This is a genomic window from Winogradskya humida, from assembly GCF_016862215.1.
GTDB lineage: Bacteria > Actinomycetota > Actinomycetes > Mycobacteriales > Micromonosporaceae > Actinoplanes > Actinoplanes humidus.
In genome coordinates this window covers 18,835-42,017 of record NZ_BOMN01000024.1, presented here as the reverse complement: position 1 = coordinate 42,017, position 23,183 = coordinate 18,835, and the positions used below count along the sequence as shown (strand labels likewise).

General features: G+C 69.7%; 27 protein-coding genes and 1 tRNA gene. 22 read left to right on the top strand and 6 right to left on the bottom strand.

From position 1 onward, the window contains the following. On the top strand, positions 1 to 265 hold a 265-nt coding region (locus Ahu01nite_RS10415), incomplete at its 5' end, for a hypothetical protein (protein WP_203836258.1). On the opposite strand, the gene Ahu01nite_RS10410 is transcribed toward Ahu01nite_RS10415, so the two are convergent. Together Ahu01nite_RS10410 and Ahu01nite_RS10405 are read right to left on the bottom strand one after the other, a co-directional pair. Continuing rightward, entirely contained in the window at positions 243 to 914 is a 672-nt protein-coding gene (locus Ahu01nite_RS10410) for a hypothetical protein (RefSeq protein ID WP_203836257.1), read from the bottom strand. The genes Ahu01nite_RS10415 and Ahu01nite_RS10410 overlap by 23 nt on opposite strands. A gap of 44 nt (positions 915 to 958) precedes the next feature. After that, entirely contained in the window at positions 959 to 1,576 is a 618-nt protein-coding gene (locus tag Ahu01nite_RS10405) for a hypothetical protein (protein ID WP_203836256.1), read from the bottom strand. A 167-nt stretch (positions 1,577 to 1,743) separates the two neighbouring features. On the opposite strand from Ahu01nite_RS10405, the gene eno reads away from it, so the two are divergent. The 17 genes from eno to Ahu01nite_RS10320 all read left to right on the top strand — a co-directional run bounded on the left by eno (position 1,744) and on the right by Ahu01nite_RS10320 (position 15,003). Continuing rightward, positions 1,744 to 3,027, top strand: coding sequence for a phosphopyruvate hydratase (eno, locus tag Ahu01nite_RS10400; protein ID WP_203836255.1), 1,284 nt, complete (start codon positions 1,744 to 1,746; stop codon positions 3,025 to 3,027). Positions 3,028 to 3,137: 110 nt separating this feature from the next. Continuing rightward, complete coding sequence (locus Ahu01nite_RS10395; protein ID WP_203836254.1) at positions 3,138 to 3,761, top strand: FtsB family cell division protein; 624 nt, start codon at positions 3,138 to 3,140, stop codon at positions 3,759 to 3,761. Beyond that, complete coding sequence (locus Ahu01nite_RS10390) at positions 3,762 to 4,262, top strand: DUF501 domain-containing protein (RefSeq protein WP_203836253.1); 501 nt, start codon at positions 3,762 to 3,764, stop codon at positions 4,260 to 4,262. It begins immediately after the preceding gene. An 8-nt stretch (positions 4,263 to 4,270) separates the two neighbouring features. Then, positions 4,271 to 4,765 (top strand): amino-acid N-acetyltransferase, encoded by a 495-nt coding sequence (locus tag Ahu01nite_RS10385; RefSeq protein WP_203836264.1) that lies wholly within the window; start codon positions 4,271 to 4,273, stop codon positions 4,763 to 4,765. Positions 4,766 to 4,774: 9 nt separating this feature from the next. Further along, positions 4,775 to 5,707 carry a Ppx/GppA phosphatase family protein gene (locus tag Ahu01nite_RS10380; RefSeq protein ID WP_203836252.1) on the top strand — a complete coding sequence of 311 codons (933 nt, stop codon included), beginning with the start codon at positions 4,775 to 4,777 and terminating at the stop codon, positions 5,705 to 5,707. Between the two features lie 513 nt (positions 5,708 to 6,220). Next, positions 6,221 to 6,802: an RNA polymerase sigma factor gene (locus Ahu01nite_RS10375; protein ID WP_203836251.1), complete on the top strand. Its 582-nt coding sequence runs from the start codon at positions 6,221 to 6,223 to the stop codon at positions 6,800 to 6,802. Next, positions 6,792 to 6,950, top strand: coding sequence for a hypothetical protein (locus Ahu01nite_RS10370; protein ID WP_203836250.1), 159 nt, complete (start codon positions 6,792 to 6,794; stop codon positions 6,948 to 6,950). Before Ahu01nite_RS10375 ends, Ahu01nite_RS10370 begins: the two co-directional genes overlap by 11 nt. Positions 6,951 to 7,005: 55 nt before the next feature. Next, positions 7,006 to 7,335: a PadR family transcriptional regulator gene (locus Ahu01nite_RS10365; RefSeq protein WP_203836249.1), complete on the top strand. Its 330-nt coding sequence runs from the start codon at positions 7,006 to 7,008 to the stop codon at positions 7,333 to 7,335. Then, positions 7,332 to 8,288, top strand: a complete 957-nt coding sequence (locus tag Ahu01nite_RS10360) for an HAAS signaling domain-containing protein (protein WP_203836248.1) — start codon at positions 7,332 to 7,334, stop codon at positions 8,286 to 8,288. The genes Ahu01nite_RS10365 and Ahu01nite_RS10360 overlap by 4 nt, the downstream gene beginning before the upstream one ends. Before the next feature lie 26 nt (positions 8,289 to 8,314). After that, a complete protein-coding gene (locus Ahu01nite_RS10355) occupies positions 8,315 to 9,052 on the top strand; it encodes a uracil-DNA glycosylase (protein ID WP_203836247.1) in 738 nt (245 codons plus the stop codon). 58 nt (positions 9,053 to 9,110) lie between these two features. Beyond that, on the top strand, positions 9,111 to 9,809 hold the full coding sequence (locus Ahu01nite_RS10350) for a DUF4129 domain-containing protein (RefSeq protein WP_203836246.1): 699 nt from the start codon (positions 9,111 to 9,113) through the stop codon (positions 9,807 to 9,809). Next, the gene (locus Ahu01nite_RS10345; RefSeq protein ID WP_203836245.1) at positions 9,806 to 10,411 is read left to right on the top strand and encodes a hypothetical protein; all 606 of its coding nucleotides are present in this window, start codon (positions 9,806 to 9,808) and stop codon (positions 10,409 to 10,411) included. Before Ahu01nite_RS10350 ends, Ahu01nite_RS10345 begins: the two co-directional genes overlap by 4 nt. Before the next feature lie 37 nt (positions 10,412 to 10,448). After that, complete coding sequence (locus tag Ahu01nite_RS10340) at positions 10,449 to 11,435, top strand: AAA family ATPase (RefSeq protein ID WP_203836263.1); 987 nt, start codon at positions 10,449 to 10,451, stop codon at positions 11,433 to 11,435. A 32-nt stretch (positions 11,436 to 11,467) separates the two neighbouring features. Continuing rightward, complete coding sequence (locus Ahu01nite_RS10335) at positions 11,468 to 12,802, top strand: DUF58 domain-containing protein (protein WP_203836262.1); 1,335 nt, start codon at positions 11,468 to 11,470, stop codon at positions 12,800 to 12,802. Position 12,803: 1 nt separating this feature from the next. Next, positions 12,804 to 13,367 (top strand): hypothetical protein, encoded by a 564-nt coding sequence (locus tag Ahu01nite_RS10330; RefSeq protein ID WP_203836244.1) that lies wholly within the window; start codon positions 12,804 to 12,806, stop codon positions 13,365 to 13,367. A gap of 126 nt (positions 13,368 to 13,493) precedes the next feature. Beyond that, on the top strand, positions 13,494 to 14,843 hold the full coding sequence (locus tag Ahu01nite_RS10325; protein ID WP_203836243.1) for an NAD(P)/FAD-dependent oxidoreductase: 1,350 nt from the start codon (positions 13,494 to 13,496) through the stop codon (positions 14,841 to 14,843). A gap of 76 nt (positions 14,844 to 14,919) precedes the next feature. Beyond that, positions 14,920 to 15,003: transfer RNA gene (locus tag Ahu01nite_RS10320), tRNA-Leu, on the top strand. Between the two features lie 27 nt (positions 15,004 to 15,030). Here Ahu01nite_RS10320 and Ahu01nite_RS10315 read toward each other — a convergent pair. Then, positions 15,031 to 16,356 (bottom strand): ATP-binding protein, encoded by a 1,326-nt coding sequence (locus tag Ahu01nite_RS10315; protein ID WP_203836242.1) that lies wholly within the window; start codon positions 16,354 to 16,356, stop codon positions 15,031 to 15,033. 74 nt (positions 16,357 to 16,430) lie between these two features. On the opposite strand from Ahu01nite_RS10315, the gene Ahu01nite_RS10310 reads away from it, so the two are divergent. From Ahu01nite_RS10310 to Ahu01nite_RS10295, 4 genes are all read left to right on the top strand, one after another. Continuing rightward, the gene (locus tag Ahu01nite_RS10310) at positions 16,431 to 17,414 is read left to right on the top strand and encodes a small ribosomal subunit Rsm22 family protein (protein ID WP_203836241.1); all 984 of its coding nucleotides are present in this window, start codon (positions 16,431 to 16,433) and stop codon (positions 17,412 to 17,414) included. 82 nt (positions 17,415 to 17,496) lie between these two features. Continuing rightward, positions 17,497 to 18,315 carry a Bax inhibitor-1/YccA family protein gene (locus Ahu01nite_RS10305; RefSeq protein ID WP_203836240.1) on the top strand — a complete coding sequence of 273 codons (819 nt, stop codon included), beginning with the start codon at positions 17,497 to 17,499 and terminating at the stop codon, positions 18,313 to 18,315. A gap of 59 nt (positions 18,316 to 18,374) precedes the next feature. After that, positions 18,375 to 18,692 (top strand): hypothetical protein, encoded by a 318-nt coding sequence (locus Ahu01nite_RS10300; protein WP_203836239.1) that lies wholly within the window; start codon positions 18,375 to 18,377, stop codon positions 18,690 to 18,692. A gap of 105 nt (positions 18,693 to 18,797) precedes the next feature. Then, entirely contained in the window at positions 18,798 to 19,397 is a 600-nt protein-coding gene (locus Ahu01nite_RS10295) for an HAD family hydrolase (RefSeq protein ID WP_203836238.1), read from the top strand. A 105-nt stretch (positions 19,398 to 19,502) separates the two neighbouring features. Here Ahu01nite_RS10295 and Ahu01nite_RS10290 read toward each other — a convergent pair whose 3' ends face one another. From Ahu01nite_RS10290 to Ahu01nite_RS10280, 3 genes are all read right to left on the bottom strand, one after another. Beyond that, on the bottom strand, positions 19,503 to 20,747 hold the full coding sequence (locus tag Ahu01nite_RS10290) for an acetyl-CoA C-acetyltransferase (RefSeq protein ID WP_203836237.1): 1,245 nt from the start codon (positions 20,745 to 20,747) through the stop codon (positions 19,503 to 19,505). Between the two features lie 185 nt (positions 20,748 to 20,932). Beyond that, positions 20,933 to 21,739: an SGNH/GDSL hydrolase family protein gene (locus Ahu01nite_RS10285; protein ID WP_203836236.1), complete on the bottom strand. Its 807-nt coding sequence runs from the start codon at positions 21,737 to 21,739 to the stop codon at positions 20,933 to 20,935. A gap of 187 nt (positions 21,740 to 21,926) precedes the next feature. Continuing rightward, on the bottom strand, positions 21,927 to 23,102 hold the full coding sequence (locus tag Ahu01nite_RS10280; protein WP_239158761.1) for an SGNH/GDSL hydrolase family protein: 1,176 nt from the start codon (positions 23,100 to 23,102) through the stop codon (positions 21,927 to 21,929). Between the last annotated feature and the right edge of the window lie 81 nt (positions 23,103 to 23,183).

Sequence of the window (23,183 nt, the reverse complement as noted above, 5' to 3'; positions counted from 1 at the left end):
CGCGGCGCCGGGCTCCGCGGCCGCAGCCCCGGGCGTCCGTCCGGCTTCCGCAGCTGCCGCTTTCGACGTGCGGCGGGTGGAGACGTCTTTGCTCTACGTGCGCGGGGAGAAAGAGGGCGGGGATCTTGATCGCTACCTGGCGGGGTTCCGGGCGGCGGGGTTGGCTGATGTCCGTGGTGTCCGGATTCCGCGTGCGGGGCATTTCACCCTGGAGGAGGAGCCCTCGGAGGTGTGGGCGGTGCTCAGTTCTTTCGGTGGTCGATGATTTTCGCGCCGGCGGGGAGCTCGAACGTGTCGGCGGAGACCTGCTCCGAATAATGCGTCATCGCCACGTCGGCCCGGCCCGCGCCGAGCAGGCCGGTGAAGCTGCCGAGCAGGCCGTCGGTGGTGATGCAGGTGTCGAAGCCGTCGAGCTTGACGCACGTGGCGTGTCGTCCGGCGATCGTTGTGTCACGCTGCGTGATCGAAATGTCCGGGTCCAGCGAGGCTCGGTTGAGGGCTGTCTGCACCGCGTCGGGCATCACCATGCCGGCGTTGGTGGCACCGCGGAAGATGGCGGCGGGCGGTGGGCTCGTCGCGGTGGCGGGTGCGGTCAACGTGCAGGTCACCGGGCCGGGCGTGGTGGTGCACGAGGTGATCGCCGCCGCGGTGACGAGCACCTTGCCGCCCGGGTAGACGTACGCGGTGCCGGCCGGTTCGCGTACCTGTGCGATTGTCCCGGTCTTGCCCCCGGTGAGCTGATAGGTCGCCTCGAAGGTCAGGTCTCCCGTGCCGGCGAGCTGAGCCGCGAGATCGGCCACCAGGTCGTTGCGGCTCAGCCCGGAAGCCGACGCTTTGTCCAGATCCGAACAGCCCGGCAGGGCGACGAGGGCGACAAGCGCAACCGCTGCGCAACGCAGGCGTAATGAGGGCACGGCCCCACCTTTGCCGATGCCCGCAACCCGGCGCAAACGAGTTGTCAGGCGCGGCTGCGGCTGAGCAGCTGCTGGCGCATGACGTAGCGGCGGATGAGCCGGGCCTGGGATTCGCCGGAGTCGAAGACGGCCACGATCTCGACCGACATCGGGCCCGGTGGCACCTGCTGGGGGAGCATCGCGACCCGGGAGGCGGTGGCCGGCACGTTGATGATCTCGCTGCCGAGCTGGATCCAGAGCCGCAGGTCCTCGCCCTCGACCACGTTTGTGCCCTCGAAGTGGGCACGGGCGCTGTGCTCGCTGATGTCGCGGACCCAGCCGTGGGCGTCGATCCAGCCGTCGCGGCGCAGGATGATCTGCTCGCCGCCGCCACCGCGGACGAAGTGGCGCTGCTGTTCGACGTGGGCCTCACCGGCGGGCAGGACCTCTACCCGGTTCTCCTCGACCTCGACGACCGCGCACGGCAGGGCGAACCTGCCACGCGGGGCCGCCGACCAGCGCAGCGTGACGGACGAGCCCACCCGGGGCACGGCCGCGAGCGGCGTGGAGAGGGTCAGGCCCACGCCACCGGCGTGAACCACACGGACACGGGCGGCCTGCTCGTCGGAGGCGGTCATCTCGACGTACGAGCCGGCATCGGGGAGCTGCGCGAGAGTAGTCATAGCGACCAGGGACATCGGCCCGGCGGAACCCGCCATGAGCCCCCTGTCGCTCAAGAACGGCGCAAGTGTTCTGGGAAGTTCATGAGCCCCCAGCACCCCGCTCATCCGAGGTCTATACCCTCAGACTCGTGCTCAAAGTTTCTAACTAATAGGGAGCGACACGACAGATGGCCACCATTGAAGCGATCGTCGCCCGGGAAATCCTCGACTCACGGGGAAATCCGACCGTCGAGGTCGAGGTCGGGCTCGACGACGGGACCATCGGCCGTGCCGCGGTCCCGTCCGGCGCCTCCACCGGCGCCTTCGAGGCGATCGAGCTGCGTGACGGCGACAAGGGCCGCTACCTCGGCAAGGGTGTCGAGCAGGCGGTCAGCAACGTCGAGGACAAGATCGCTGACGAGCTGATCGGCTATGAGGCCAGCGAGCAGCGCCTGATCGACGAGAAGATGCTCGACCTGGACGGCACGGCCGACAAGTCGGAGCTGGGCGCCAACGCGATCCTGGGCGTCTCGCTCGCGGTCGCCAAGGCCGCCGCGCAGAGCTCCGAGCTGCCGCTGTTCCGCTATGTCGGCGGCCCCAACGCGCACCTGCTGCCCGTGCCGATGATGAACATCCTCAACGGCGGGGCGCACGCCGACTCGAACGTCGACGTGCAGGAATTCATGATCGCGCCGATCGGTGCGGCCAGCTTCCGCGAGGCGCTGCGCACCGGCGCGGAGGTCTACCACGCGCTCAAGTCGGTGCTGAAGAAGAAGGGCCTCTCGACGGGCCTCGGCGACGAGGGTGGCTTCGCCCCCAACCTGCCGACCAACGCCGCCGCCCTGGACCTGATCGGCGAGGCCGTCGCGGCTGCCGGCTTCACTCTGGGTACGGACATCGTGCTCGCGATGGACGTCGCCGCGACCGAGTTCTACAAGGACGGCGCGTACGTCTTCGAGGGCTCGCCGAAGTCGACCGAGGAAATGATCAACTACTACGCCAAGCTCGCCGAGGCGTACCCGATCGTCTCCATCGAGGACCCGCTGTCGGAGGAGGACTGGGCCGGCTGGTCGGCGATGACCGCACAGCTCGGTAACAAGATTCAGATCGTCGGCGACGACCTCTTCGTGACGAACCCCACTCGAATCGGCCGGGGCATCGCCGAGAGCGCCGCCAACGCGGTTCTGGTGAAGGTCAACCAGATCGGTTCGCTCACCGAGACGCTCGACGCGGTGGACCTCGCGCACCGGGCCGGCTTCAAGACGATGATGAGCCACCGGTCCGGCGAGACCGAGGACGTCACCATCGCCGACCTGGCAGTTGCCGTCGGCAGCGGCCAGATCAAGACCGGTGCTCCGGCGCGTTCGGACCGGGTCGCGAAGTACAACCAGCTCCTGCGCATCGAGGAGGAGCTGGGCGACGCCGCCCGCTACGCCGGGGCAGGCGCGTTCCCGCGTTACCGCTCCGCGTAACGCTCTGTCACGAGATCATGGAGTTGTGGCTCCCCGTTTACTGGGCATAGTGTCCAGGGACAGGTGCCGCAACTCCATGGTCTTTTGGCGAGTGCCGGGGGAGGGCAGGGATGACGCAGCGCCGCAGTCCGAGTGGACAGGGGCCGTCGCGCCGCTCCACCGGCTATGCGGGGCGTCCGGGCGTTCGTAACGGCGCCCGTCCTTCGCGCACCCGTGACACCGTGCCGACGCGCATCGAGCCCCGGCACATGCCGTCGGCCCGCAGCACCGGCAGCGTCAACAGATCCAGCAGCAGACCGGCGGCAGCCCGCCGCGCGGCCGCGTCCGGTGCCACCAAGCGCACCGTCGCGACCCGGCCCAAGGCGTTCACCGCCCGGGCGACCGTTCTGATCTCCGTTCTCGTGGTGCTCGCTCTCGCCTACACCTACCCGGTCCGCGTCTATCTCGCGCAGGAATCCCAGATCGCTCAGATCCAGGCCGACCAGGCCCTGCAGGAGTCGACGATCAAGGGGCTGCAGGAGGAGGCGGACAAGTGGCAGGACGACGAGTATGTCCGCAGCCAGGCCCGTGACCGGCTGATGTATGTGAAGCCGGGCGAGGTGCCGCTGGTCGTGTTCGACGACCCGACCGGCGCCGAACGCGACGGAACCAGGACCGCGACGTCCGAGCCCGGCCGGTGGTACGACACACTGTGGGGAAGTGTCGCAGCAGCCAATGCAGAATCCCGAAAGTAGATGACGACTCCTTCCGAGACCGATCTCGAGATCGTCGCCGAGCAGCTCGGCCGCCGTCCCCGAGGCACCCGTGCCGTCGCCCACCGCTGTCCGTGCGGCAATCCGGACGTCGTGGAGACCGAGCCCCGCCTCGATGACGGCACCCCGTTCCCGACCACCTTCTATCTGACCTGCCCGCGGGCCACGGCGGCGTGCAGCCGGCTCGAGTCCGCCGGGGTCATGCGCGAGATGCAGGAGCGGCTCTCCACCGATCCCGAGCTCGCCAAGCGCTACCAGGCCGCGCACGAGGACTATCTGGCCCGCCGCGAGGCGCTCGGCCACGTCCCGGAGATCGCGAAGGTCTCCGTCGGTGGCATGCCCGACCGGGTGAAGTGCCTGCACGTCCAGCTCGGTCACGCGCTCGCCGCCGGCCCCGGGGTCAACCCGTTCGGCGACGAGGTCCGCGCGGCGATCGAGCCCTGGTGGGCCGACGGTGCCTGCGTGCATCTGGAGACCGAGTGACCGTGCAGGTGGAGATCCGCCGGGCGCGCACCTCGGACGTCCGGGCGATCCGTGCGCTCGTCGACACGTACACAGCGGATCGCCGGCTGCTCAGCAAGGCCACGGTCACGCTCTACGAGAGCGTCCAGGAGTTCTGGGTCGCCGTCACCGACGACGACCGCGTGGTGGGCTGCGGCGCCCTGCACGTGATGTGGGAGGACCTGGCGGAGATCCGCACGGTGGCCGTCGACCCGGCCTGCCGCGGCCTGCGGATCGGCCACCGGCTCGTCGCCGAGCTGATCGATCAGGCCCGCCTGCTCGGCGTGGCCCGCGTCTTCTGCCTCACGTTCGAGACCCGCTTCTTCGGCTCGTTCGGCTTCACCGAGATCGACGGCGCGCCGGTCCCGCACACGGTCTACGAGCAGCTGCTCCGCTCGTACGACGAGGGTGTCGCCGAGTTCCTTGACCTGGAACGGGTCAAGCCGAATACGCTCGGCAACAAGCGGATGCTGCTACATCTCTAGGAGAGCCACGTGCGGGTCGCTGCCATCGACTGCGGAACCAACTCGATCCGTCTGCTGATCGCTGACGTGAGCGGCGACCTCTCCGCCCCCGACGGGACGATGCCGACGCTCACCGACGTCGCCCGGCGGATGGAGATCGTCCGGCTGGGCGAGGGCGTGGACCGCACCGGCGAGCTGGCCCCGGAGGCCATCGAGCGCACCCGCAAGGCCCTCATCGGTTATGCGGCCGAGATTGCCGAGCTCGGCGTCGACCGGGTCCGCATGTGCGCCACCTCGGCCTCCCGCGACGCCTCCAACGCGGAGGACTTCCGCGCGATGGTGCGCTCGGTGTTGGGCGTCGAGCCCCAGGTGATCACCGGCGAGGAGGAGGCGCTGCTCTCCTTCGCGGGCGCGGTCACCGGCCTCGACGCGCAGGCGCCCTACCTGGTGGTGGACATCGGCGGCGGCTCGACCGAGTTCGTCGTCGGCGACACCGGCGTCCGGAACGCGATCTCCATGGACATCGGCTGCGTCCGGATGACCGAGCGCCACCTGCACAGCGACCCGCCGACCGAGGCCGAGATCGCGGCCGCCGAGCAGGACATCACCGCCGCGGTCGACGAGGCCCTGCGCGCGGTCTCCGGCAAGGACGCGGTGAGCCTGGTCGGCCTGGCCGGGTCGGTCACCACCGTGGCGGCGCTCGCCCTCAACCTCGCCGAGTACGACTCCGAACAGATCCACCACGCCCGCATCGCGTACGACGACGTGGCCCGGGTGACAAACGACCTCCTCGGCTCAACCGTCGCCGACCGCCTCGAGCTGTCGGTGATGCACCCCGGCCGGGCCGACGTCATCGGCGCCGGCGCACTGATCCTGCGCATCATCATGGAGCGCTCCGGCCAGACCTCCGTCATCGCCAGCGAGCACGACATCCTCGACGGGATCGCCTTCTCCCTCGCCTGATCCCGAGTTTGCACGCCCGGTTCACCACCCGCACTCACCTTCCGGAGAGCTGACACGGCTCACCGAGAGGGAGGCTGCAGCGTGCCCGAGAATCAGCGGATCGACGTTCCGGACGGACGAGACGAAGCCGAGACAGTGGTCTTACTCACGAACGCGGCGCTGACCGGAGTACCGGCCGCCTACGTGATATCCGGTTCATGCCTCATCACGGCCATAGCCACTGCGGCAGCGCTCTGCCTGGTGGTCATCCACAGGCTGGCCCCGAGAGGCTGAGACCCCCATGCCGTGTGTCCGAAAGAAACTTGCCGCTCCTTGCACGTAGCGGGATTCCGCTGTACTCACCGAGTGAGACACAGACAGTGGGCATGGCCGTCGTCCCGAACGACGACCGTGCGCGGTGCCTGCTGGACGCACGCACGCCGGAAATTCCGGCCCGCTGGATGAAAGAGAGCCCTCGATGAACGCGCTTCCTACCCGTCAACCGGGCTTTTACGTAAGAAAGAGGCACAGGCCGTGGCCGATGACGTCCAGGACAACGCAACGGATCTGACCGAGTTCAAGAGTTTTTACAGGCAGGACTACACGCGCCTGATCCGGTTCGTGATCGGACTCGGAGCCATCCTCGAGGAGGCGCAGGACGTTGCGCAGGAGGCCATGAAGGCAGCGTTGATCAAGTGGTCCGAGATTCAGTACCCCCACGCCTTCGTGCGTAAGGCTGCACGCGGCATCTTCCTCAGGGGCCGTAGCGGTGACCGGGCCCGGATGCGGCGGGAGTTCACGGCCCGGCGGATCGAGGCGGCCGCGGCGGCGCCGTTCAGCTTCGATCAAGAGACCAGCTATGTCCTGGACCTGGTGAAATCCCTCCCACCGGCACAGCGTGAGGTGATGGCCTGGACGATCGACGGTTTCGAACCGGCTGAGATTGCCGCCGCGATCGGTAAGCGGCCCGAGACGGTCAGGACCAATCTGAGTCACGCGCGCCGGGCCTTGCAGCAGAAGCTCATGCGGCACGGGGCCAGCTTTGAAAAGCACGGGGCCAGCTCTGAAAAGCACGAGGCCTGTTCTGAGAAGAAGGAGGGATGTGATGGACCGTGACCACGAGCTCGATCAAATCCTGGAACGGGTGTCCGCGTCCGCGCTGAAATCCTTGGACAAGGATGTCGACGTTGATGGATCGCTGCGCGATCTGCTGCGCGAGGTCGACTCCACTCTCCCTTCCACGTCGGAAGAGGAAGCACCGTGAGGTCGGGGTACTTCCTCTTTGACACTACTTCGCATCGCGCAGTAGTGTGCATCGCGTGGATACGACGCAGCTGCTCAAGGGCGTCCTCGACCTAGCCGTGCTGGCCGCGCTGCGGGACGAGGACGGCTACGGCTACGACATCCTGCGCCGGTTGCGCACGGCGGGGCTGGGTGACGTCGGGGATGCCAGCGTCTACGGCACGTTGCGGCGGCTCTACAACGGCGGGCTGCTGACCACCTACGTGGTGCCCAGTGACGAGGGGCCGCACCGTAAGTACTACTCGCTCAATCCCGCCGGCCGGGCGGAGTTGCAGCGGTCGGGCAAAGTGTGGCAAGGCTTCGCATCTACGATGGACGATCTGCTTCACGAGCGGGGGACGGCGTGAATTCGACGGCTCAGGACGAGATCACCGCGTACGTTTTCGCGGTCCGGGCGGCGCTCGGCGATCTGCCCGAGGCGCAGCGCGACGAGTTGCTCGAGGACCTCACCGAGCATCTGACCGAGGTCATGGCCGACGGCGAGGGGCCGCTCACCGACCGGGTGGGCAGTCCGGAGGCCTACGCGGCCGAGCTGCGCGGCACGGCCCCGTTCGTCGGCGGGTTCCCCGATCCGCCGACGCGTCCCAACCCGCTGATCGAGCTGCGCGACCAGGTCATGCCGGTCCTGCGCACAGCGGATGTGAAGGTGGGTGGCGTGCTCGGCTACGAGCGGGCCAGCGATTTCGGCCGGCTGCTGCGCCCCGCCTGGTGGGTGCTGCGCGGCTATCTCGCGGCGATGGTGGTCGCTGAGATCCTCGACGGCGGCGACCAGCCGATCGGTCTGCTGCCCCGGATCGGCGGCAGCGACGCGGTGGCGCTGATCCTGCTCGCCGCCGGGATCCTCGGGTCGATCTGGCTCGGGCGGCGCTCGTTCCGGCTGTCGACCTGGCCGAAGGCCGTCCTCTACGGCACGTCGTTCGTGCTCGTGATCGTCGCGCTCGCCGGGTTCACCCAGGCCGACGGCTACACCCGCGACTCGTACTACTCGAACGTCACGTCCTACGACAATCCGTACAGTCAGGTCGAGGACGTGTTCGTCTATGACGCGCAGGGGCGGCTGGTGACCGGCGCGCGGCTGCTTGACCAGAACGGCCAGCCGATCCACCTCGGCAACGCCTACTGCTATGACGACGAGGGGACCTACATCGACGCGCCGCAGGGCGTCTACCCGTACTGTGCGAGCAAGGCGCCGTTCCGGATGCCGGACGCCTCCGACGCCCCGAGCGTCAGCCCGTCCGCAAGTGGAGGGGGCGAGCCCAGCCCGTCGCCGGGCAAGCCCAGCCCGTCGCCCAGCAAGTAGGTGACAGGGGGTGCGAAGCTGATCGCGTGCCCACCCGTACCCCTGAGGAAGTCAGCGCCCGAGCGGCCGCAGCGCCGCAACTGAGCGTGCTCGACGCGGACATCGCGGATTGTTTCGCCTGCCCGCGCCTGGTTACCTGGCGTGAGGAAGTCGCGGCCACGAAGCGTGCCGCCTTCCGCGACCAGACCTACTGGGGCCGGCCCATCCCCGGGTACGGCCCGGGCGACGCCGAGATCGCGATCCTGGGTCTGGCCCCCGCGGCGCACGGCGGCAACCGCACCGGCCGCATCTTCACGGGTGACCGCTCCGGCGACGTCCTCTTCGCCGCGCTGCACCGCGCCGGGCTGGCCAATCAGCCGACCAGCGTCAGCGCGGACGACGGCCTGACCCTCGCGCACACCCGGATCTTCGCGGCCGTCCGCTGCGCCCCGCCGGACAACAAGCCGCTGCCGGTCGAGCGCGACACCTGCGCACCCTGGCTGCATCGCGAGGTCTCACTCATCAGACCGACCCTGCGCGTCGTGGTCGCCCTGGGTGCCTTCGCCTGGGCCGCGTGGTGGCCGGTTCTCAGGCATGTGTACGCCGTGAGCCCCCCGATTCCCCGCCCCCGCTTCACCCACGGCGCCCACGTCGTGCTGCCCGGCGGGCCCGATCTGCTGGGCAGCTACCACGTGTCCCAGCAGAACACTTTCACCGGCCGGTTGACCCCCGCGATGCTCGACGACGTGTTCGGCAGTGCGAAACGCCTCGCGGGCCTGGCATGATTCGGGCCACCGGATTTTCCCCGCCGCCCGAACCTCGCCACTATCAGGGACCTGAGCATTGGATCTAGCCGCATTGCGACGCTGGTGGCCGCTGGCCGCCGTCCTCGCGCTGCTCTGTCTCGCCGCCCTGGCCGCGACCCGTTCGGCGCCGCAGCTCGAGCGCTTCAACCCGGACGCCGAGCCGGAGGCGCCGCTGGCGCCGTTGCTCCCGCCGTCCCCGGAGCCGATCGCCAGCAAGGCACCCCGCCCGGTGGAGGCCGCCGCCGGGCTGCCCGACTGGGTCGGCACGGTCGCGTGGATCGTCATCGGCGTCGCGCTGGCCGCCGTGCTCGTTCTCGTGACCGTCGCGCTGTTGCGGGACGTCGCGCGGCGGCGGGGACCCCGCAAGGGCAAGCGGGCGTCGCCGCGCTCCAATGCGCGCGCTGCCGAGGACATCGTGGCCGCGGTTGACGCGGGCCTGCAGGAGCTCACCGACGCCGACCGGGATCCGCGTCGCGCCGTCATCGCCTGCTGGGTGCGCCTGGAGCAGGCCGCCGCCGCAGCCGGGACACCGCGCCACGCCGGCGACAGCCCTACCGACCTGGTCGCGCGGCTGCTGAACGAGCAGAACCTCGACACGGCGGTGCTGACCCCGTTCGCACACGTCTACCGGCAGGCCCGTTACGCGACGCACACGGTGGATGACCAGATGCGCCAGCAGGCCCGCGCGGCGCTCGAACGGCTCCGTACCGACCTGGGAGCGGGGGTTTCCGCATGAGCCTCGACGCCGACGGCGGCCTCGCCGATCTCTTCGGTGCCGCCGACGAGCGGTACACCGTTGAGGAGCCGCCGCCCAACCCGGTCGAGAAGCGCCGCGTCCGGGTCAGCCAGATCCTTGGCAACCTTCTGCTCATCGGCACGGCCACCGTCATCACCATCGCGGTGTCGCGTTCGCAGGGCATCAAGATCTCGGTGCTGCTGATCGTGGTCGCTTTCGTGGCATTGCGGCTGCTGATGTTCGCGGTGTCCGAAGTGGCCCCGCCGGTGCCTCCCCGCCGGCGAGCGCGGGGCGGCGAGGAATCCGGTGACTATCTCTGGGCGTCCGGCGACCTCCTGCGCGTGGGCGTACGCCGCTGGGAGCAGCAACTCGACTGGTCGCAGAACGACGCCGACCGTTTTTCGCGTATCGTCCTGCCCGCGCTCTCGGAGATGGCGGACGAACGGCTGCGGCTGCGGCACGGATTCACCCGCGAATCGGATCCCGGGCGCGCGCGGGAGCTGATGGGCGAGCAGTTGTGGCAGCTGCTGAACGAACCGGGCCGGCGTGCGCCGAAGCCCCGGGATCTGTCGGCATTCGTCGACGCCTTGGAACGGATCTGAGAAGGGTGGATCGGTGACGGACTCGAGCGTGGAGGCGATGGCGCCCTACGAGGTGGGCCGCCTGGCCGGCGCGGTCCTCGACTCGGTCGGCAGCGTGGTGGTCGGCAAGCGGGACTCCCTCGAGCTGGTGCTGGCCGGGATCCTGGCCGGCGGGCACGTGCTGCTGGAGGACCTGCCCGGCCTGGGCAAGACGCTGACCGCCCGCTGCTTCGCGCAGGCGCTCGGGCTGGACTTCCGGCGGTTGCAGTTCACCCCGGACCTATTGCCGGCGGACGTGACCGGCTCCTTCCTCTACGACCAGCGCAAGGGCGACTTCGCGTTCCGGGCCGGCCCGGTCTTCACGAACATGCTGCTGGCCGACGAGATCAACCGGACGCCGCCGAAGACCCAGTCGGCGCTGCTCGAGGCGATGCAGGAGAAGCAGGTCTCGGTCGAGGGTGTCACCTACCGGCTGGACCCGCCGTTCCACGTGCTGGCCACCGCCAACCCCATCGAGTACGAAGGCACGTACCCGCTGCCCGAGGCCCAGCTCGACCGGTTCCTGCTGCGCGTCTCGTTCGGCTATCCCACCGCCGACGAGGAGTGGGAGGTCCTGCGCCGGCGCATGTCGCGCCGCCAGGAGGAGTCGCAGCTGACCCCCGTGGTCAACTCCCACACCCTGCAGGCGATGCAGGCGGCGCTGGAGACGGTGCAGGTCGAGGACTCGATCGGCCGCTACATCGTGGAGCTGACCGCGGCGACCCGCGAGCACTCCGCCACGCTGGTCGGCGCCTCCCCGCGTGGTTCGCTGGCACTCCTGCTGCTGGCCCGGGCCCGCGCTGTCATGTCCGGCCGCGACTACGTGGTGCCCGAGGACGTCAAGGACGTCGCGGTGCCGGCCCTGGCGCACCGGCTCACGCTGCGGCCGGAGATGTGGCTGCGCCGGGTCGACCCGGCCTTCGTGGTCCAGGAGGTGCTGCAGAACGTCGCAGCGCCGGCCAGCGGCGCGCTGCCGACGTACGCGGGCGGATACGCCGAGCAGTGACCGGGACCGAATCGCCGACGCTGCGGGCCGCCGTGCCCCCGACCGGGGCGGCCGGGGCCGAGGAGAGCTGGGCGCCGCCGGTCTGGGTGCCCACCCGGGCCCTCGGGCGTACGGTCCTGCTCACCGGGCTGCTGCTGGTGCTCGGCGTGGCCCTCGGCCGGGTCGACCTCGTGCTGCTCGCCGCGCCGTTCGCGATCGGGGCGGCCGTCGGGCTGCGCCGGATGCCACGCTCCGCACCCGAGCTGACCATCTCGGCCGAGGAGGAGCACATCGTCGAGGGCGGCGAGGTCGAGGCGGGCCTCACGGTGGCGAACCCCGACGTGATCAATTACGACCTCGTGGTGGTGCGTACGCGTACCTCCCCGTGGCTCAAACTCGAGGACGCCGACCGCCCGCACGCGATCACGGTCGCACCCGACGGCTGGACGGCGGTCGACCTGAGTGGCCGGGCGACGCGCTGGGGCCGGCAGTCCGTGGGTCCTGCGGCGGCCCGGGTCGCGGCGTGCGGCGGGTTGCTGGCCTGTCGTCCGGTGGTGATCCCAGCCAAGGGCGTGCGGGTCTACCCGGAGACCGAGCCGTTCGCCGCCACCGAGGCGATGCCCGCGGCGGCCGGTCTGGTCGGTAACCACCGTTCACGCCGGCCCGGCGAGGGCGGGGAGCTGGCCGGTGTGCGCCCGTTCGCGCCCGGGGACAGGCTGCGGCGCATCGACTGGCGAGTTTCTCTGCGTACGCGTGATCTGCACGTCGCCTCCACGCTCTCCGACCGCGACGCGGAGGTTCTCCTCCTGCTCGACGTGCTCGGCGAGGCGGGGGAATCCGGTGGTGTGAAAGGCAAGGCGTCAGTGCTCGACACGACCGTACGCGCGGCCGCCGCCATCGCGGAGCACTACCTGCAACGCGGGGACCGGGTCTCGCTGGCCGAGTACGGCGGATCCGCCCGCCGGCTGCGTGGCGCGACCGGTCGCCGGCAGTATCTGACCGTTCTCGAGTGGCTGCTCGACGTGCGGGCCGAGCGGGGCGACCGCGCGCCGGCCGAGCACGTCTTCGCCGCCCACAACGTTTCCTCCGACGCGCTTGTCGTGGTGCTGACCCCACTGGTCGACCCGCGGGCCGCCGACATGCTCGCCGGGCTGGTCCAGTCCGGCCGCTTCACCGTCGCCGTGGACACCCTGCCCGAGGGCGCCGCGCCGCCGCAGCGTGGCCCATGGACGCCGCTGGCCACCCGGCTCTGGCGCATGGAACGCGAGAACGTGCTCGGCAGGCTCCGCGAGCACGGCGTACCCGTGGTCGAGTGGGCCGGTGCAGGCAGCCTCGACCTGGTGCTGCGTGACGTCTCGCGGCTCGCCTCCGCACCCCGGGGGCGCTGACATGGCCGGAGGGATCACGCAACGGGCGGGGCGGGCACGGACAGCGGTGGCGCGGGCGACGATTCTGCCGCTGCTCGTACGCGCAGCCATCGCCCTTGTCTTCTTCGGTGCGCTGACGGTCGCCTGGCCCGTGTCGCTGGTGATCAGCCGCTATCTCGCCATCCTCGCCGTGGTGGCGGTCTACCCGGCGTTCGCGCCGCGCGGCCGGGGCACCACGTTCGCCGTCCTGGTCGTCGTGGGCGGCTGGATCGCGGACACCACCTACTACGACGCCCGCGTGGCGCTGTGGCGGGTGCTCGCGATCGCCACGCTGACGTACGTCGGGCACACCCTGGCGGCCCTCGCAGCGGTCCTTCCCTACGACGCCATGGTCAACGTGGACGTCCTCACGTCCTGGCTGGTCCGGGCCGCCCTGGTGGTGCTCGGATCGGCTGTCCTGACGGTGATCGTCCTGGGCCTGACCTCGGAGTTGGCCGGGGGAGCGTTCCTCGTCGCGACCCTCGTGGGGCTCGCCGCGGCGGTCGGCGCGACCATGGTCCTGGCCCGCATGTTGCGCCGTACGTAACCGTTTCCGCGCGCTGGGTAGTCGTCGACACGGATCTGAAATCCGAGCGTTACGCCGCGTGCCGTCAAGGGTTGTCCTTGGTCACACAACGAGGCATGGGACCGGTCGGGGCGCGACAATCAATACGTGAACCCGCAACGCATCGTGGTGGTAGGGGCAGGGCACGTCGGCCTGTACACGGCCCTCCGCCTGTCGAGGAAGCTCAACTCGCGCCGGGCTGAGGTCATTGTCATCGACCCCCAGCCCCACATGACGTATCAGCCGTTCCTTCCGGAGGCTGCTGCGGGCAACATCTCGCCCCGCCACTCGGTGGTTCCGCTGCGCCGCGAGCTCAAGCGCTGCCGGATCGTCGCGGGCGAGGTCACCAAGGTCGAGCACGCCCGCAAGACGGTGACCGTGCAGCCGATCGAGGGCCCGGTCACGGAGATCGAGTACGACCACATCGTGGTCGCGCCCGGCTCCGTCTCGCGCACCCTCCCGATTCCCGGTCTGCGCGAGCACGGCATCGGCCTCAAGACCATCGGTGAGGCCATCTACCTGCGCAACCACATTCTCGACCGGCTCGACGTCGCCGCCGTGACCCCGGATCCCGAGATCCGCAAGGCGTCGCTGACGTTCCTCTTCGTCGGCGGTGGCTTCGCCGGTGCCGAGGCGCTGGGCGAGATGGAGGACGTCGTCCGCGACAGCCTCAAGTATTACCCCGAGCTCAAGCAGGAGGAGGTCCGCTTCATCCTGGTCGAGGCGGCCAACAAGATCCTCCCCGAGGTCGGCCCGCAGATGGGTGCCTACGCGGCTCGCCAGCTGCGCAAGCGCAACATCGACATCCGCCTCGAGACCATCATGAAGTCCTGTGTCGACGGTGAGGTCCACCTCTCCGACGGTGAGGTGTTCCGCGCCGAGACCATCGTGTGGACGGCCGGCGTCAAGCCGTCCCCGATGCTCGAGCAGACCGACCTCCCGCTCGGCCCGCGCGGTCACGTCAACTGCCTGCCCACCCTGCAGGTCGTCGACGAGGACGGCAAGGTCCTCGACGGCGCCTGGTCCGCCGGCGACTGCGCCCAGGTCCCCGACCTGACCAACCCGGGCGGCTGGTGCTCCCCGAGCGCCCAGCACGCGGTGCGTCAGGCAGCGGTCCTCGCGGACAACATCCGCAAGGTCGTCTACGGCGGCACCCCCAAGGAGTACAAGCACAAATACCTCGGCAGCGTCGCAAGCCTCGGCCTGCACAAGGGCGTCGCCAACGTCTACGGCATCAAGGTCAAGGGCTGGCCGGCCTGGATGATGCACCGGCTCTACCACGTGGGCCACATCCCGTCCTTCAACCGCAAGGTCCGCGTCGTCGCCGACTGGGCCCTGGCCTCGGTCCTCAAGCGCGAAACGGTCTCCCTGGGCCAGCTCCACCAGCCCCGCGAGGAGTTCACGGACGTCACGCCCCCGCTGACCGACGACAAGCCGGTCGCGTCCGCCACCCGCTGACAGCGATGTAGCATTTGTGCCCGTCCGGCTTCTTGCCGGGCGGGCACCACCCGCTACGGTGGCTTACAGCACTCCGGCCCGGGTGGTGGAACGGCAGACACGGCCGCCTTAAAAGCGGCTGCCCCAAAAAGGCGTGCGGGTTCGAGACCCGCCCCGGGCACAGGCCCCTCCTCAGGTGGGCCCCTCCTCAGGTGGGCGTCCAGAGCCGGTCGACGGGCATGACGTGGATGCGATCCTCGTAGGTATACGAGCGCAGTCCGGTGCTCAAGGCCACTCCGGCGATGAATCTGTCACCAAGAGTGTCGCGTAACTTGCGGAGGCCTTTGAGGTCGTTGCCGCTGACGCGTTCGTTCGCCTTGACCTCAAAAGCGAGCACCCGGCCGTCGTCGAACTCGATGACGTAGTCGACCTCATCGCCGTCGTGGGTACGCCAGTGCCCGGTGGCGGCCCGCTCATCCAGCCATGAGACCTGCTTGCGGAGTTCACCGACGACGAAAGTCTCGAGTAGGTGGCCGAACTCCGACAGGGCCGTCGGATCGAGAGTGGCGAGCCTGGTGGGCGTGACCCGCATGAGCCGAGCGGCCACTCCGGAATCGACGACATGCACTTTCGGCGATGCCGCGGCTCGCACGCGCAGCGTCTTGCCCCAGGCCGGCAATCGGTCGATGAGGAAGAGGTCTTCGAGGAGGCGGACGTATTCCTCGATTGTCCTGCGTTCACCGGTCAGGCCCTGGGATGCGTTGGCCAGGTTCAGCACCTGCCCGGTGCGTCCCGCGAGGCGATCCAGCAGCTCGCGGAGCATCGCGCGTTGGCGGACCCGGACGAGCTCGATGGCATCCCGCTCCAGAGACTGACGAATGTAGTCGTCGAACCACCGGTCCCTTGCCGTGCCGCTGCGGCGTAGTGCCAGAGGGAATCCTCCAGCGCAGAGCCGGTCCACATATTCCTTGCGAGTGGTTCCCGAGGTTGGCCGAGCCGCGACCATGGCCTCAGGGTCTGCTCGTAGCGTCGGCAGAAAGTCTTCGGTCTGACCGTTGATCTCACCCTGTGACAGCGGCCAGATGGTCATGGTGTGTAGCCGGCCGGTCAGCGCCTGGGCTGTCCGGGGCAGCGCGTCCTGCCGGGTCGACCCGGTGAGTACGGCGGTGCCGGCCAAGGTGCCTTCGCGATTGAGGCGGGCCTTCAGCGCGTCGAGGATCTGCGGGACGTGCTGATACTCGTCGATGCACAGTAGGCCCGGCGTCGCGACGGCGGTCTGCGGGTTGGCTGTCACGGCATCACGAGTGCCGAGATCGTCCAGATCCAGGACGGGCACCTGCCGGGCTTCGGCGATGGCGTTCAGCACCGTGGATTTGCCGACGGAGCGCGGGCCATGCAGGGCAATGACCGGCTCCACGTGCAGCAAGTCAACGAGCTGAGCGGAAACGCGTCGCGTCGCGATCCCGGTGAGCGACTCCATCCCGCTTGCCTCCCACGCTTCAAGTACCAAAATTGGAGAACCCCAAACTACCAAAATTGGAGAACCCCAAGCTACTAAAATTGGAGCGGCCTCAACTACCGGATCTCGATAGCCTAGGATCGCGCAGCGTGAGCTTTGAGTTGCCTTCCGACCTTCGTGCCGGGCTAGTGGCCGAGTCCGGACGCGCTTCCGAGGACCGGATGTCGTCGTCCGTGGAGCGGCTGATCGAGGCCTATCGGTCGGGTAAGCCCGCGACCGCGCCGATTTTGGCCACCGATACGGATGTGGCCGCGTATGCCGCGTACAGGATGCCTGCGACTTTTGCCGCTGTGCGGACGGCGCTGGAGCAGGTCGTCCGGGCGTACCCCACGTTTGAGCCGCGCACTCAGCTTGATGTCGGGGGCGGGACCGGTGCGGCCGCCTGGGCCGCGACCGATGCCTTTCCGGATCTGGCGGAAGTCACCGTGCTGGACCAGGTCAAAGAGGCCCTGGCGGTGGGGCGCCGGCTTCTTCCGCAGGCCGCCTGGCAGCAGTGGCAGGCCGAGGCGGCGGGGGAGCTGCCCGCCGCGGACCTCGTCACCATCTCCTACGTGCTCGGTGAGCTCGGCGAAAAAGCGCGGACCGAGCTGCTGGGCCGGGCGATGCGGGCGGCTTCCGGTCTGCTGTTGGTGATCGAGCCGGGTACGCCGGCCGGGTACGCCCGCATCCTCGACGCCCGCCAGGCGATGCTCGATCACGGGCTGGCCATCGTCGCGCCGTGCCCGCACCAGGGGGCTTGCCCGCTGACCGCCACGCGCGGCGACTGGTGCCATTTTTCGGCCCGGGTCAACCGCAGCGCCCTGCACCGCAGGTTGAAGAACGCCCAACTCGGACATGAGGACGAAAAGTTCTCCTTCGTTGCGGGCGCTCCCGCCCCGGTGCTCCATCCGCCGGACGGGCGTGTTCTGCGCCACCCCCAGTTTCGCAAGGGCATGGTGACGATGCAGCTCTGCGATGCGGACGGCAGCGTACGCACGCAGGTCGTCTCGAAGAAAGCCGGTGATCTCTACCGCGTGGCGCGGGATGTCGAGTGGGGCGACGACTGGTTTTCAGCCCCTTCACAGCTTCCGTAGCCTGAACCGCGTCGATAGTGCGCTTACCCTTGGTAAAAGCACGATCCACGGACGTGCCACAACCTCAGGGAGGCTGTTCCAAGTGAAGACATCGAACCCGGTGCTCTCGCGCCTCGGCCAGGCGGCTGAGCGGGAACGCGGGGCCGGATACGGACCCTACGGGCCGCCCGCCCAGCCGGGTTACGGTCAGCCGTACGCATCGGCGCCCGGCTATCCCGCCGCCCCGCCGTCCGTGCGACCCATGACCATCGACGACGTCGTGGTCAAGACCGTGACGCTGCTCGGCATCACCGGCGTCTCCGCCGTCGCGGCCTGGAACCTCATCCCCGACAGCCTCTCCAGCATCGCCTGGATCGGTGCCGCGGTCGTCGGCCTGGTGCTCGGCTTCGTCATCTCGTTCATGCGCGTGGCCAACCCGGCCCTCGTCGTCGCGTACGCCGTGGTCGAAGGTGCCTTCGTCGGCCTGGTCAGCGAGGCCTTCAACAACTTCTACTCGGGCATCGTCCTGCAGGCGGTGATCGCCACCTTCGGCGTCTTCTTCCTGATGGCGGCGCTCTACCGCGCCCGGGTGATCCGCGCGACGCCCAAGTTCACCCGAGGCCTGATCGCGGTCATGGGCGGCCTCTTCGCCGTCATGCTGATCAACTTCGTGCTCTCCCTCTTCGGCGTTCACACCGGCCTGCGCGACAACGGCGCCCTGGGCATCATCTTCAGTCTGGTCTGCATCGTGGTCGCCTCGCTCAGCTTCATCCTGAACTTCGACGAGATCGAGCAGGCGGTCCGCATGGGCCTGCCCCAGCGCTACTCCTGGACGGCGGCGTTCGGCATCCTGGTCGGCCTGATCTGGCTCTACCTCGAGATCCTGCGCCTGCTCAGCTTCCTGCAGAGCGGCGACGACTGAGCCTTCGACGCCCATTCGCCACCCGGCCCGCTCTACTGCGGGCCGGGTAGGGTTTCGGCGTGAGTGCCGACGATTTCCAAGCCGCCGTCCAGCGACTGCTCGCCCAGGTCGGTCACTGGGAAACCGGTCGCTGGTCGCGTGTCGCCGCCGCCGCGCCCGGCACCCGTGCCGACCTCGTCCACACCCTCGTCCAGCGCCTGGCCGACCTCGGCGCCGACGCGGAACACCGCCCGCACCACCCGGTGCCCCGCGAGCACGACATGATCCTCCCCGACCAGCTCCGCGTGATGTCCGACGACCTGCTCGCCGCGACCCCATCCCCGGAATCGCTGACCGAGGCCACCACCGCGATCACGTCGGTGCGCGCAGCCCTCTGAGCTCTCGACCTTCCCCCAGGGGCCCTCAGAAGCTCTTCACCTTCACCTTGGGACCCTCGTGAAGCTCTTGACCTTTCCCTTGGGGAAAGCCTGAGGGTCGTGATCATGACGAAACGAGCTCTGATCCTCGACATCGGTGGCGTCCTGGAAATCACCCCGGCGACCGGCTGGGGTGAACGCTGGGAGCACCGGCTCGGCCTCCCCGCCGGCGACCTGAACACCCGCTTCGCCGGCCTGTGGCACGCGGGCAGCATCGGCACCGTCACCGAGGCGGAGGTCTCCCGCCGGATCGGTGACGAGCTCGGCATCGATCCCGGCCCGTTCATGGCGGACCTCTGGGAGCAATACCTCGGCACCGGCAACGAAGAGCTGATCACATATGTGCGGGGGCTGCAGGGGCGGTGCCGGCTGGGGATCCTCAGCAACAGCTTCGTGGGTGCAAGAGAGCGAGAGGACGCAGCGTACGGGTTCAGCTCGCTCGTCGACGAAATTCTCTACTCGCACGAGATCGGCGTCGAGAAGCCCGACCCGGCTGCCTTCACCGCGGCCTGCGAGCGGCTGGCAACGGCCCCGGCCGACTGCCTCTTCGTGGACGATCACGCACCCAACATCGAGGCCGCCCGCGCGTCGGGCCTGCAGGCCGTTCTCTTCGAGGACAACGAGCTGACCATCGCCCGGATCGAGGAATTCCTTCATGACAGCTGAACAGCCGCCTAAATCGTCGCGCTACGTGACCGCCGGGCCTCGCGCGACGTGAACCGCCGGGCCCGGCGCCCTCCTCGGCAGCCAGGCCCGGCGGAAGAACCGCGACTAGCTGAGGCGCTCGAGGACCATCGCCATGCCCTGGCCGCCGCCGACGCACATGGTCTCGAGGCCGATGGACTTGTCGCGCCAGTCCAGGGCGTTGAGCAGGGTGCCGGTGATGCGGGCGCCGGTCATGCCGAACGGGTGGCCCACGGCGATCGCGCCGCCGTTGACGTTCAGCTTGTCGATCGGGATGCCGAGCTCACGGTAGGAGGGGATCACCTGGGCGGCGAACGCCTCGTTGATCTCCACCAGGTCGACGTCGTCGATGGTCATGCCGGCGCGGGCGAGCGCCTGCCGGGAAGCCTCCACGGGCCCGAGGCCCATGATCTCGGGCGAGAGCGCGGTGACGCCGGTCGAGACGATCCGGGCCAGCGGCGTGATGCCCAGCTCGCGAGCCTTGGTGTCACTCATGATCACCACGGCGGCAGCGCCGTCGTTGAGCGGGCAGCAGTTGCCCGCCGTGACCCGGCCGTCGGGGCGGAACACCGGCTTGAGACCGGAAACCGCCTCGATGGTCACGCCGGCCCGGGGACCGTCGTCGGCGGAGACCACGGTGCCGTCCGGCAGGGTCACCGGGGTGATCTCCCGCTGCCAGAAGCCGTCGGCGATCGCCTTCTCGGCGAGGTTCTGGCTGCGGACCCCGAACTCGTCCATGTCCGCGCGGCTGACGTTCTTGATCTGGGCCAGGTTTTCCGCGGTCTGCCCCATCGCGACGTAGACGTCGGGCAACTCGCCGTCCTGCCGCGGGTCGTGCCAGGTCTTGCCGCCCTGCGCATACTCGGCGGTGCGCGCGGTGGCCGCGGCGAACCCCGGGTTGCCCCAGCTGCCACCGACCAGCTCCTGCGCGGCCGACGGCAGCCCGTCGGAGCTGCCCCGGGCGAACCGGGAAACGGTCTCGACCCCGGCCGACACGAAGATGTCGCCCTCGCCGGCCTTGATCGCGTGGAACGCCATCCGGGTCGTCTGCAGCGAGGACGAGCAGTAACGCGTCACGGTCGCGCCGGGCAGCCCGTCGAGCCCGAGCTTCACCGCGACCACGCGGCCCATGTTGAAGCCCTGCTCCCCACCGGGAAGCCCGCACCCGAGATAGAGATCCTCGATCAGGGTCCGGTCGAGCTGCGGCACCTTGTTGAGCGCGGCATCGACAATCGTGGCTGCGAGATCATCGGGACGAAGCTCCCGCAGCGAGCCCTTGTGGGCACGCCCGATCGGGGAGCGGGCAGTGGCAACAATGACAGCTTCCGGCATGAGCCCACGTTAACGCGCCGGTAACTTAGCGGGGAAGCGCCACTTCGTCACACCCAAATGTCGGATTTTTCGCCCACCCTCCGCGCGCCGCCCGCACGGGTGGGTTGCGCCCGCACGGGGTGAGCCGCGCGGCGGCGGGTGGTGGGACGCGGTGAGGCGGTATTGCAGTGCCGCCGGGTTTGGGGCTATTCCTGGATGGAGCGGCGGCCAGCGGCCTGGGCTGCGTCGAAGACGGCAGGGTAGAGGGCATGGGCCCAGACCCGGTAGCCGTCCGCTGAGGGGTGGAAGCCGTCGTAGCAGAGGGTGCCCGCGTCGGCGCGGAAGACCGCGCCGGTTTCCTCGGCGAGGTCGACCACCGTGCCGCCGGCGCCCTCCACCGCGATGATCTGGGCCTTCGACATACGGCGGCCGAGCCAGCCCGTCACCTGGCGCAGCGGCTGGGCCATCGAGCGGGATGCGCCCAGGTCGGGGCAGGTGCCGACGACCACCTGGACGCCCGCGTCGCAGAGGCGGCGGACGGCGATGCCGAGGTGGTCCGCGGAGTCCTCGGGGCTGCGCAGTCCCGTGGCGTCGTTGGCGCCGATCAGGACCACGGCCACGTCGGGGCGGTCGCCGAGCAGGGCGCGGGCGACCTGGGTTGCCAGGTCGCTGGAGCGGGAGCCGGCCACGCCGACGCTGGAGAGCAGGACGTGGCGGGGGCCGGTTTCCGGGGTTCCCTCGGCGAGGAGGCGGGCGAGCTGGCCGCCGACAGTTTCGGAGAGCCATTCCACGCCGACGCCGATCGCCGCCGAGTCGCCGAGCAGGACCAGGCGCAGGGTGGGGGCGCCGGAGGGACCCATCGAGGTACGCAGGGCAAGGCCCATGGTCGGCTTCGCGTAGCGGCGGCTCCGAGCGGCGATCACCTCGCCCACCAGCAGGGCGGCACCGCCCACCGCCGAGGCGAACAGGGTCGTGGCCGCGGTTCTGCCAACTCGTCCCGTCAGACCCGTCATGTCGCCTCCTGCCGTCGGTGCCGGCCTGGCCGACAACCACGCCGAATCCAAGGACCGGGTCGCACGCCCCGGCCGTATCCCAATAGCCGGTCAGAAAGCTCCGGCCTGGCCGGTCAAATGCACCGGCGTTGTGCAAAATGGCCGGGTGATGGGTCCGGCCGTTGTCCGAGCCGAGAGACCGGGTGGGTCAGTCGGTCGTCTGATGATCCTCCGGTGTCCAGCCTACGGCCCCGGAGGCGGACCGGCCCGACCCACGGGTAACACGAGTACCCCGGCGGCTGGCGATGTGTGCCCGGGCGTCGGGGGTTGGTTCCGATGATGCGGGGGCCGGGCCGGGCGTGGGGGATCCGGTCGATGAAGAGTCGGTGAAGGGTGTCCGGTGGCCGAACCAGAGGCGGGGTTCGCCGAACCAGGGGTGGCGGCGGAGCTGGGCCCAGCGCCCGGCCGGGCCGTGCTCGCGACCGTTGACCTGCACGGCGCTGACCTCGGTGCCGGCCGTGCGGACCGCTTCCTGAGCGGCTTCGGGCAGGGAGCGGACGGTTTCGGTGCCGGGGGCCGGGGTGCGGTCGTCCTCGCCGAGCACCGCCATCAGGGTGGGCATGATGACGGCGGCGGCGCGGGCGTAGCCCTCGACGGAGGGGTGGAAGTGGTCCGAGCCGAACATGCGGACCGGGTCGGCGACGAAGGCGGGGGCGAGGAGGTCGACCAGGGAGACCGCCCAGCCGCCGGCCTCGACCACGGCGACGGTCTGGTCGGCCGCGAGCTGGCGGCTCCAGGAGCGGGCCAGCCAGCGCAGCGGCGGCTTGATCGGCTGAACGGCTCCCATGTCGGGGCAGGTGCCGACGACGACCTTGCAGCCGGTGGCGCGCAGGCGACGGACAGCGTCGCCCAGGTGGCGGACGGCTGCGGCGCGCGCCGACACGTGGGTGACGTCGTTGCCGCCGATGATGATGACCGCGACTTCGGGCTCGTATTCGAGGGCGGCGTCGACCTGGTGGGTGAGGGCCGCGGAGACCGCGCCGACCACGGCGAGCCGGTGCAGGCGGACCGGGCGGCGCAGACGGCGTGACACACCGGTGGCCAGCAGTGCGCCCGGCGTCTCGCGGGGGCGGTGCACGCCGTAGCCGGCTGCCGACGAGTCGCCGAGGATGACCATGCTCAGCGCCCTGCCGGGGAATTTCGGCCCGTAGAGTCCGTCGCCACGGGGTGGGGGCGCTTCGGCCATGGGAATGATGCGTCGTGCCCCGGCTGCCTGGCGTAGCAGCACGCCCGCCGAGAGCAGGGTGATTCCGGCTGCGGCGCCGGTGACCCCGCCCGCGACCTGACCGGCGAGTCTGATCCTCCGCCGATCCTCCGCTGTCAAAGTGCGCACCTTCTGCAACTCTCACCCTCCCTCGCCGCTTGCGACCCGGCTCCAGGGGGTACCTGGAGTCTTTAAACGTAA

Excerpts from the sequence above, each read along its gene's own strand:
- Ahu01nite_RS10370 (WP_203836250.1), top strand. The coding sequence starts at position 6,792 with ATGGACCGTGACCACGAGCTCGATCAAATCCTGGAACGGGTGTCCGCG.
- Ahu01nite_RS10285 (WP_203836236.1), bottom strand. The coding sequence starts at position 21,739 with ATGACGGGTCTGACGGGACGAGTTGGCAGAACCGCGGCCACGACCCTG.
- Ahu01nite_RS10340 (WP_203836263.1), top strand. The coding sequence starts at position 10,449 with ATGGCGCCCTACGAGGTGGGCCGCCTGGCCGGCGCGGTCCTCGACTCG.
- Ahu01nite_RS10390 (WP_203836253.1), top strand. The coding sequence starts at position 3,762 with ATGACGACTCCTTCCGAGACCGATCTCGAGATCGTCGCCGAGCAGCTC.
- Ahu01nite_RS10290 (WP_203836237.1), bottom strand. The coding sequence starts at position 20,747 with ATGCCGGAAGCTGTCATTGTTGCCACTGCCCGCTCCCCGATCGGGCGT.
- Ahu01nite_RS10330 (WP_203836244.1), top strand. The coding sequence starts at position 12,804 with ATGGCCGGAGGGATCACGCAACGGGCGGGGCGGGCACGGACAGCGGTG.
- eno (WP_203836255.1), top strand. The coding sequence starts at position 1,744 with ATGGCCACCATTGAAGCGATCGTCGCCCGGGAAATCCTCGACTCACGG.
- Ahu01nite_RS10395 (WP_203836254.1), top strand. The coding sequence starts at position 3,138 with ATGACGCAGCGCCGCAGTCCGAGTGGACAGGGGCCGTCGCGCCGCTCC.
- Ahu01nite_RS10295 (WP_203836238.1), top strand. The coding sequence starts at position 18,798 with ATGACGAAACGAGCTCTGATCCTCGACATCGGTGGCGTCCTGGAAATC.
- Ahu01nite_RS10405 (WP_203836256.1), bottom strand. The coding sequence starts at position 1,576 with ATGACTACTCTCGCGCAGCTCCCCGATGCCGGCTCGTACGTCGAGATG.
- Ahu01nite_RS10345 (WP_203836245.1), top strand. The coding sequence starts at position 9,806 with ATGAGCCTCGACGCCGACGGCGGCCTCGCCGATCTCTTCGGTGCCGCC.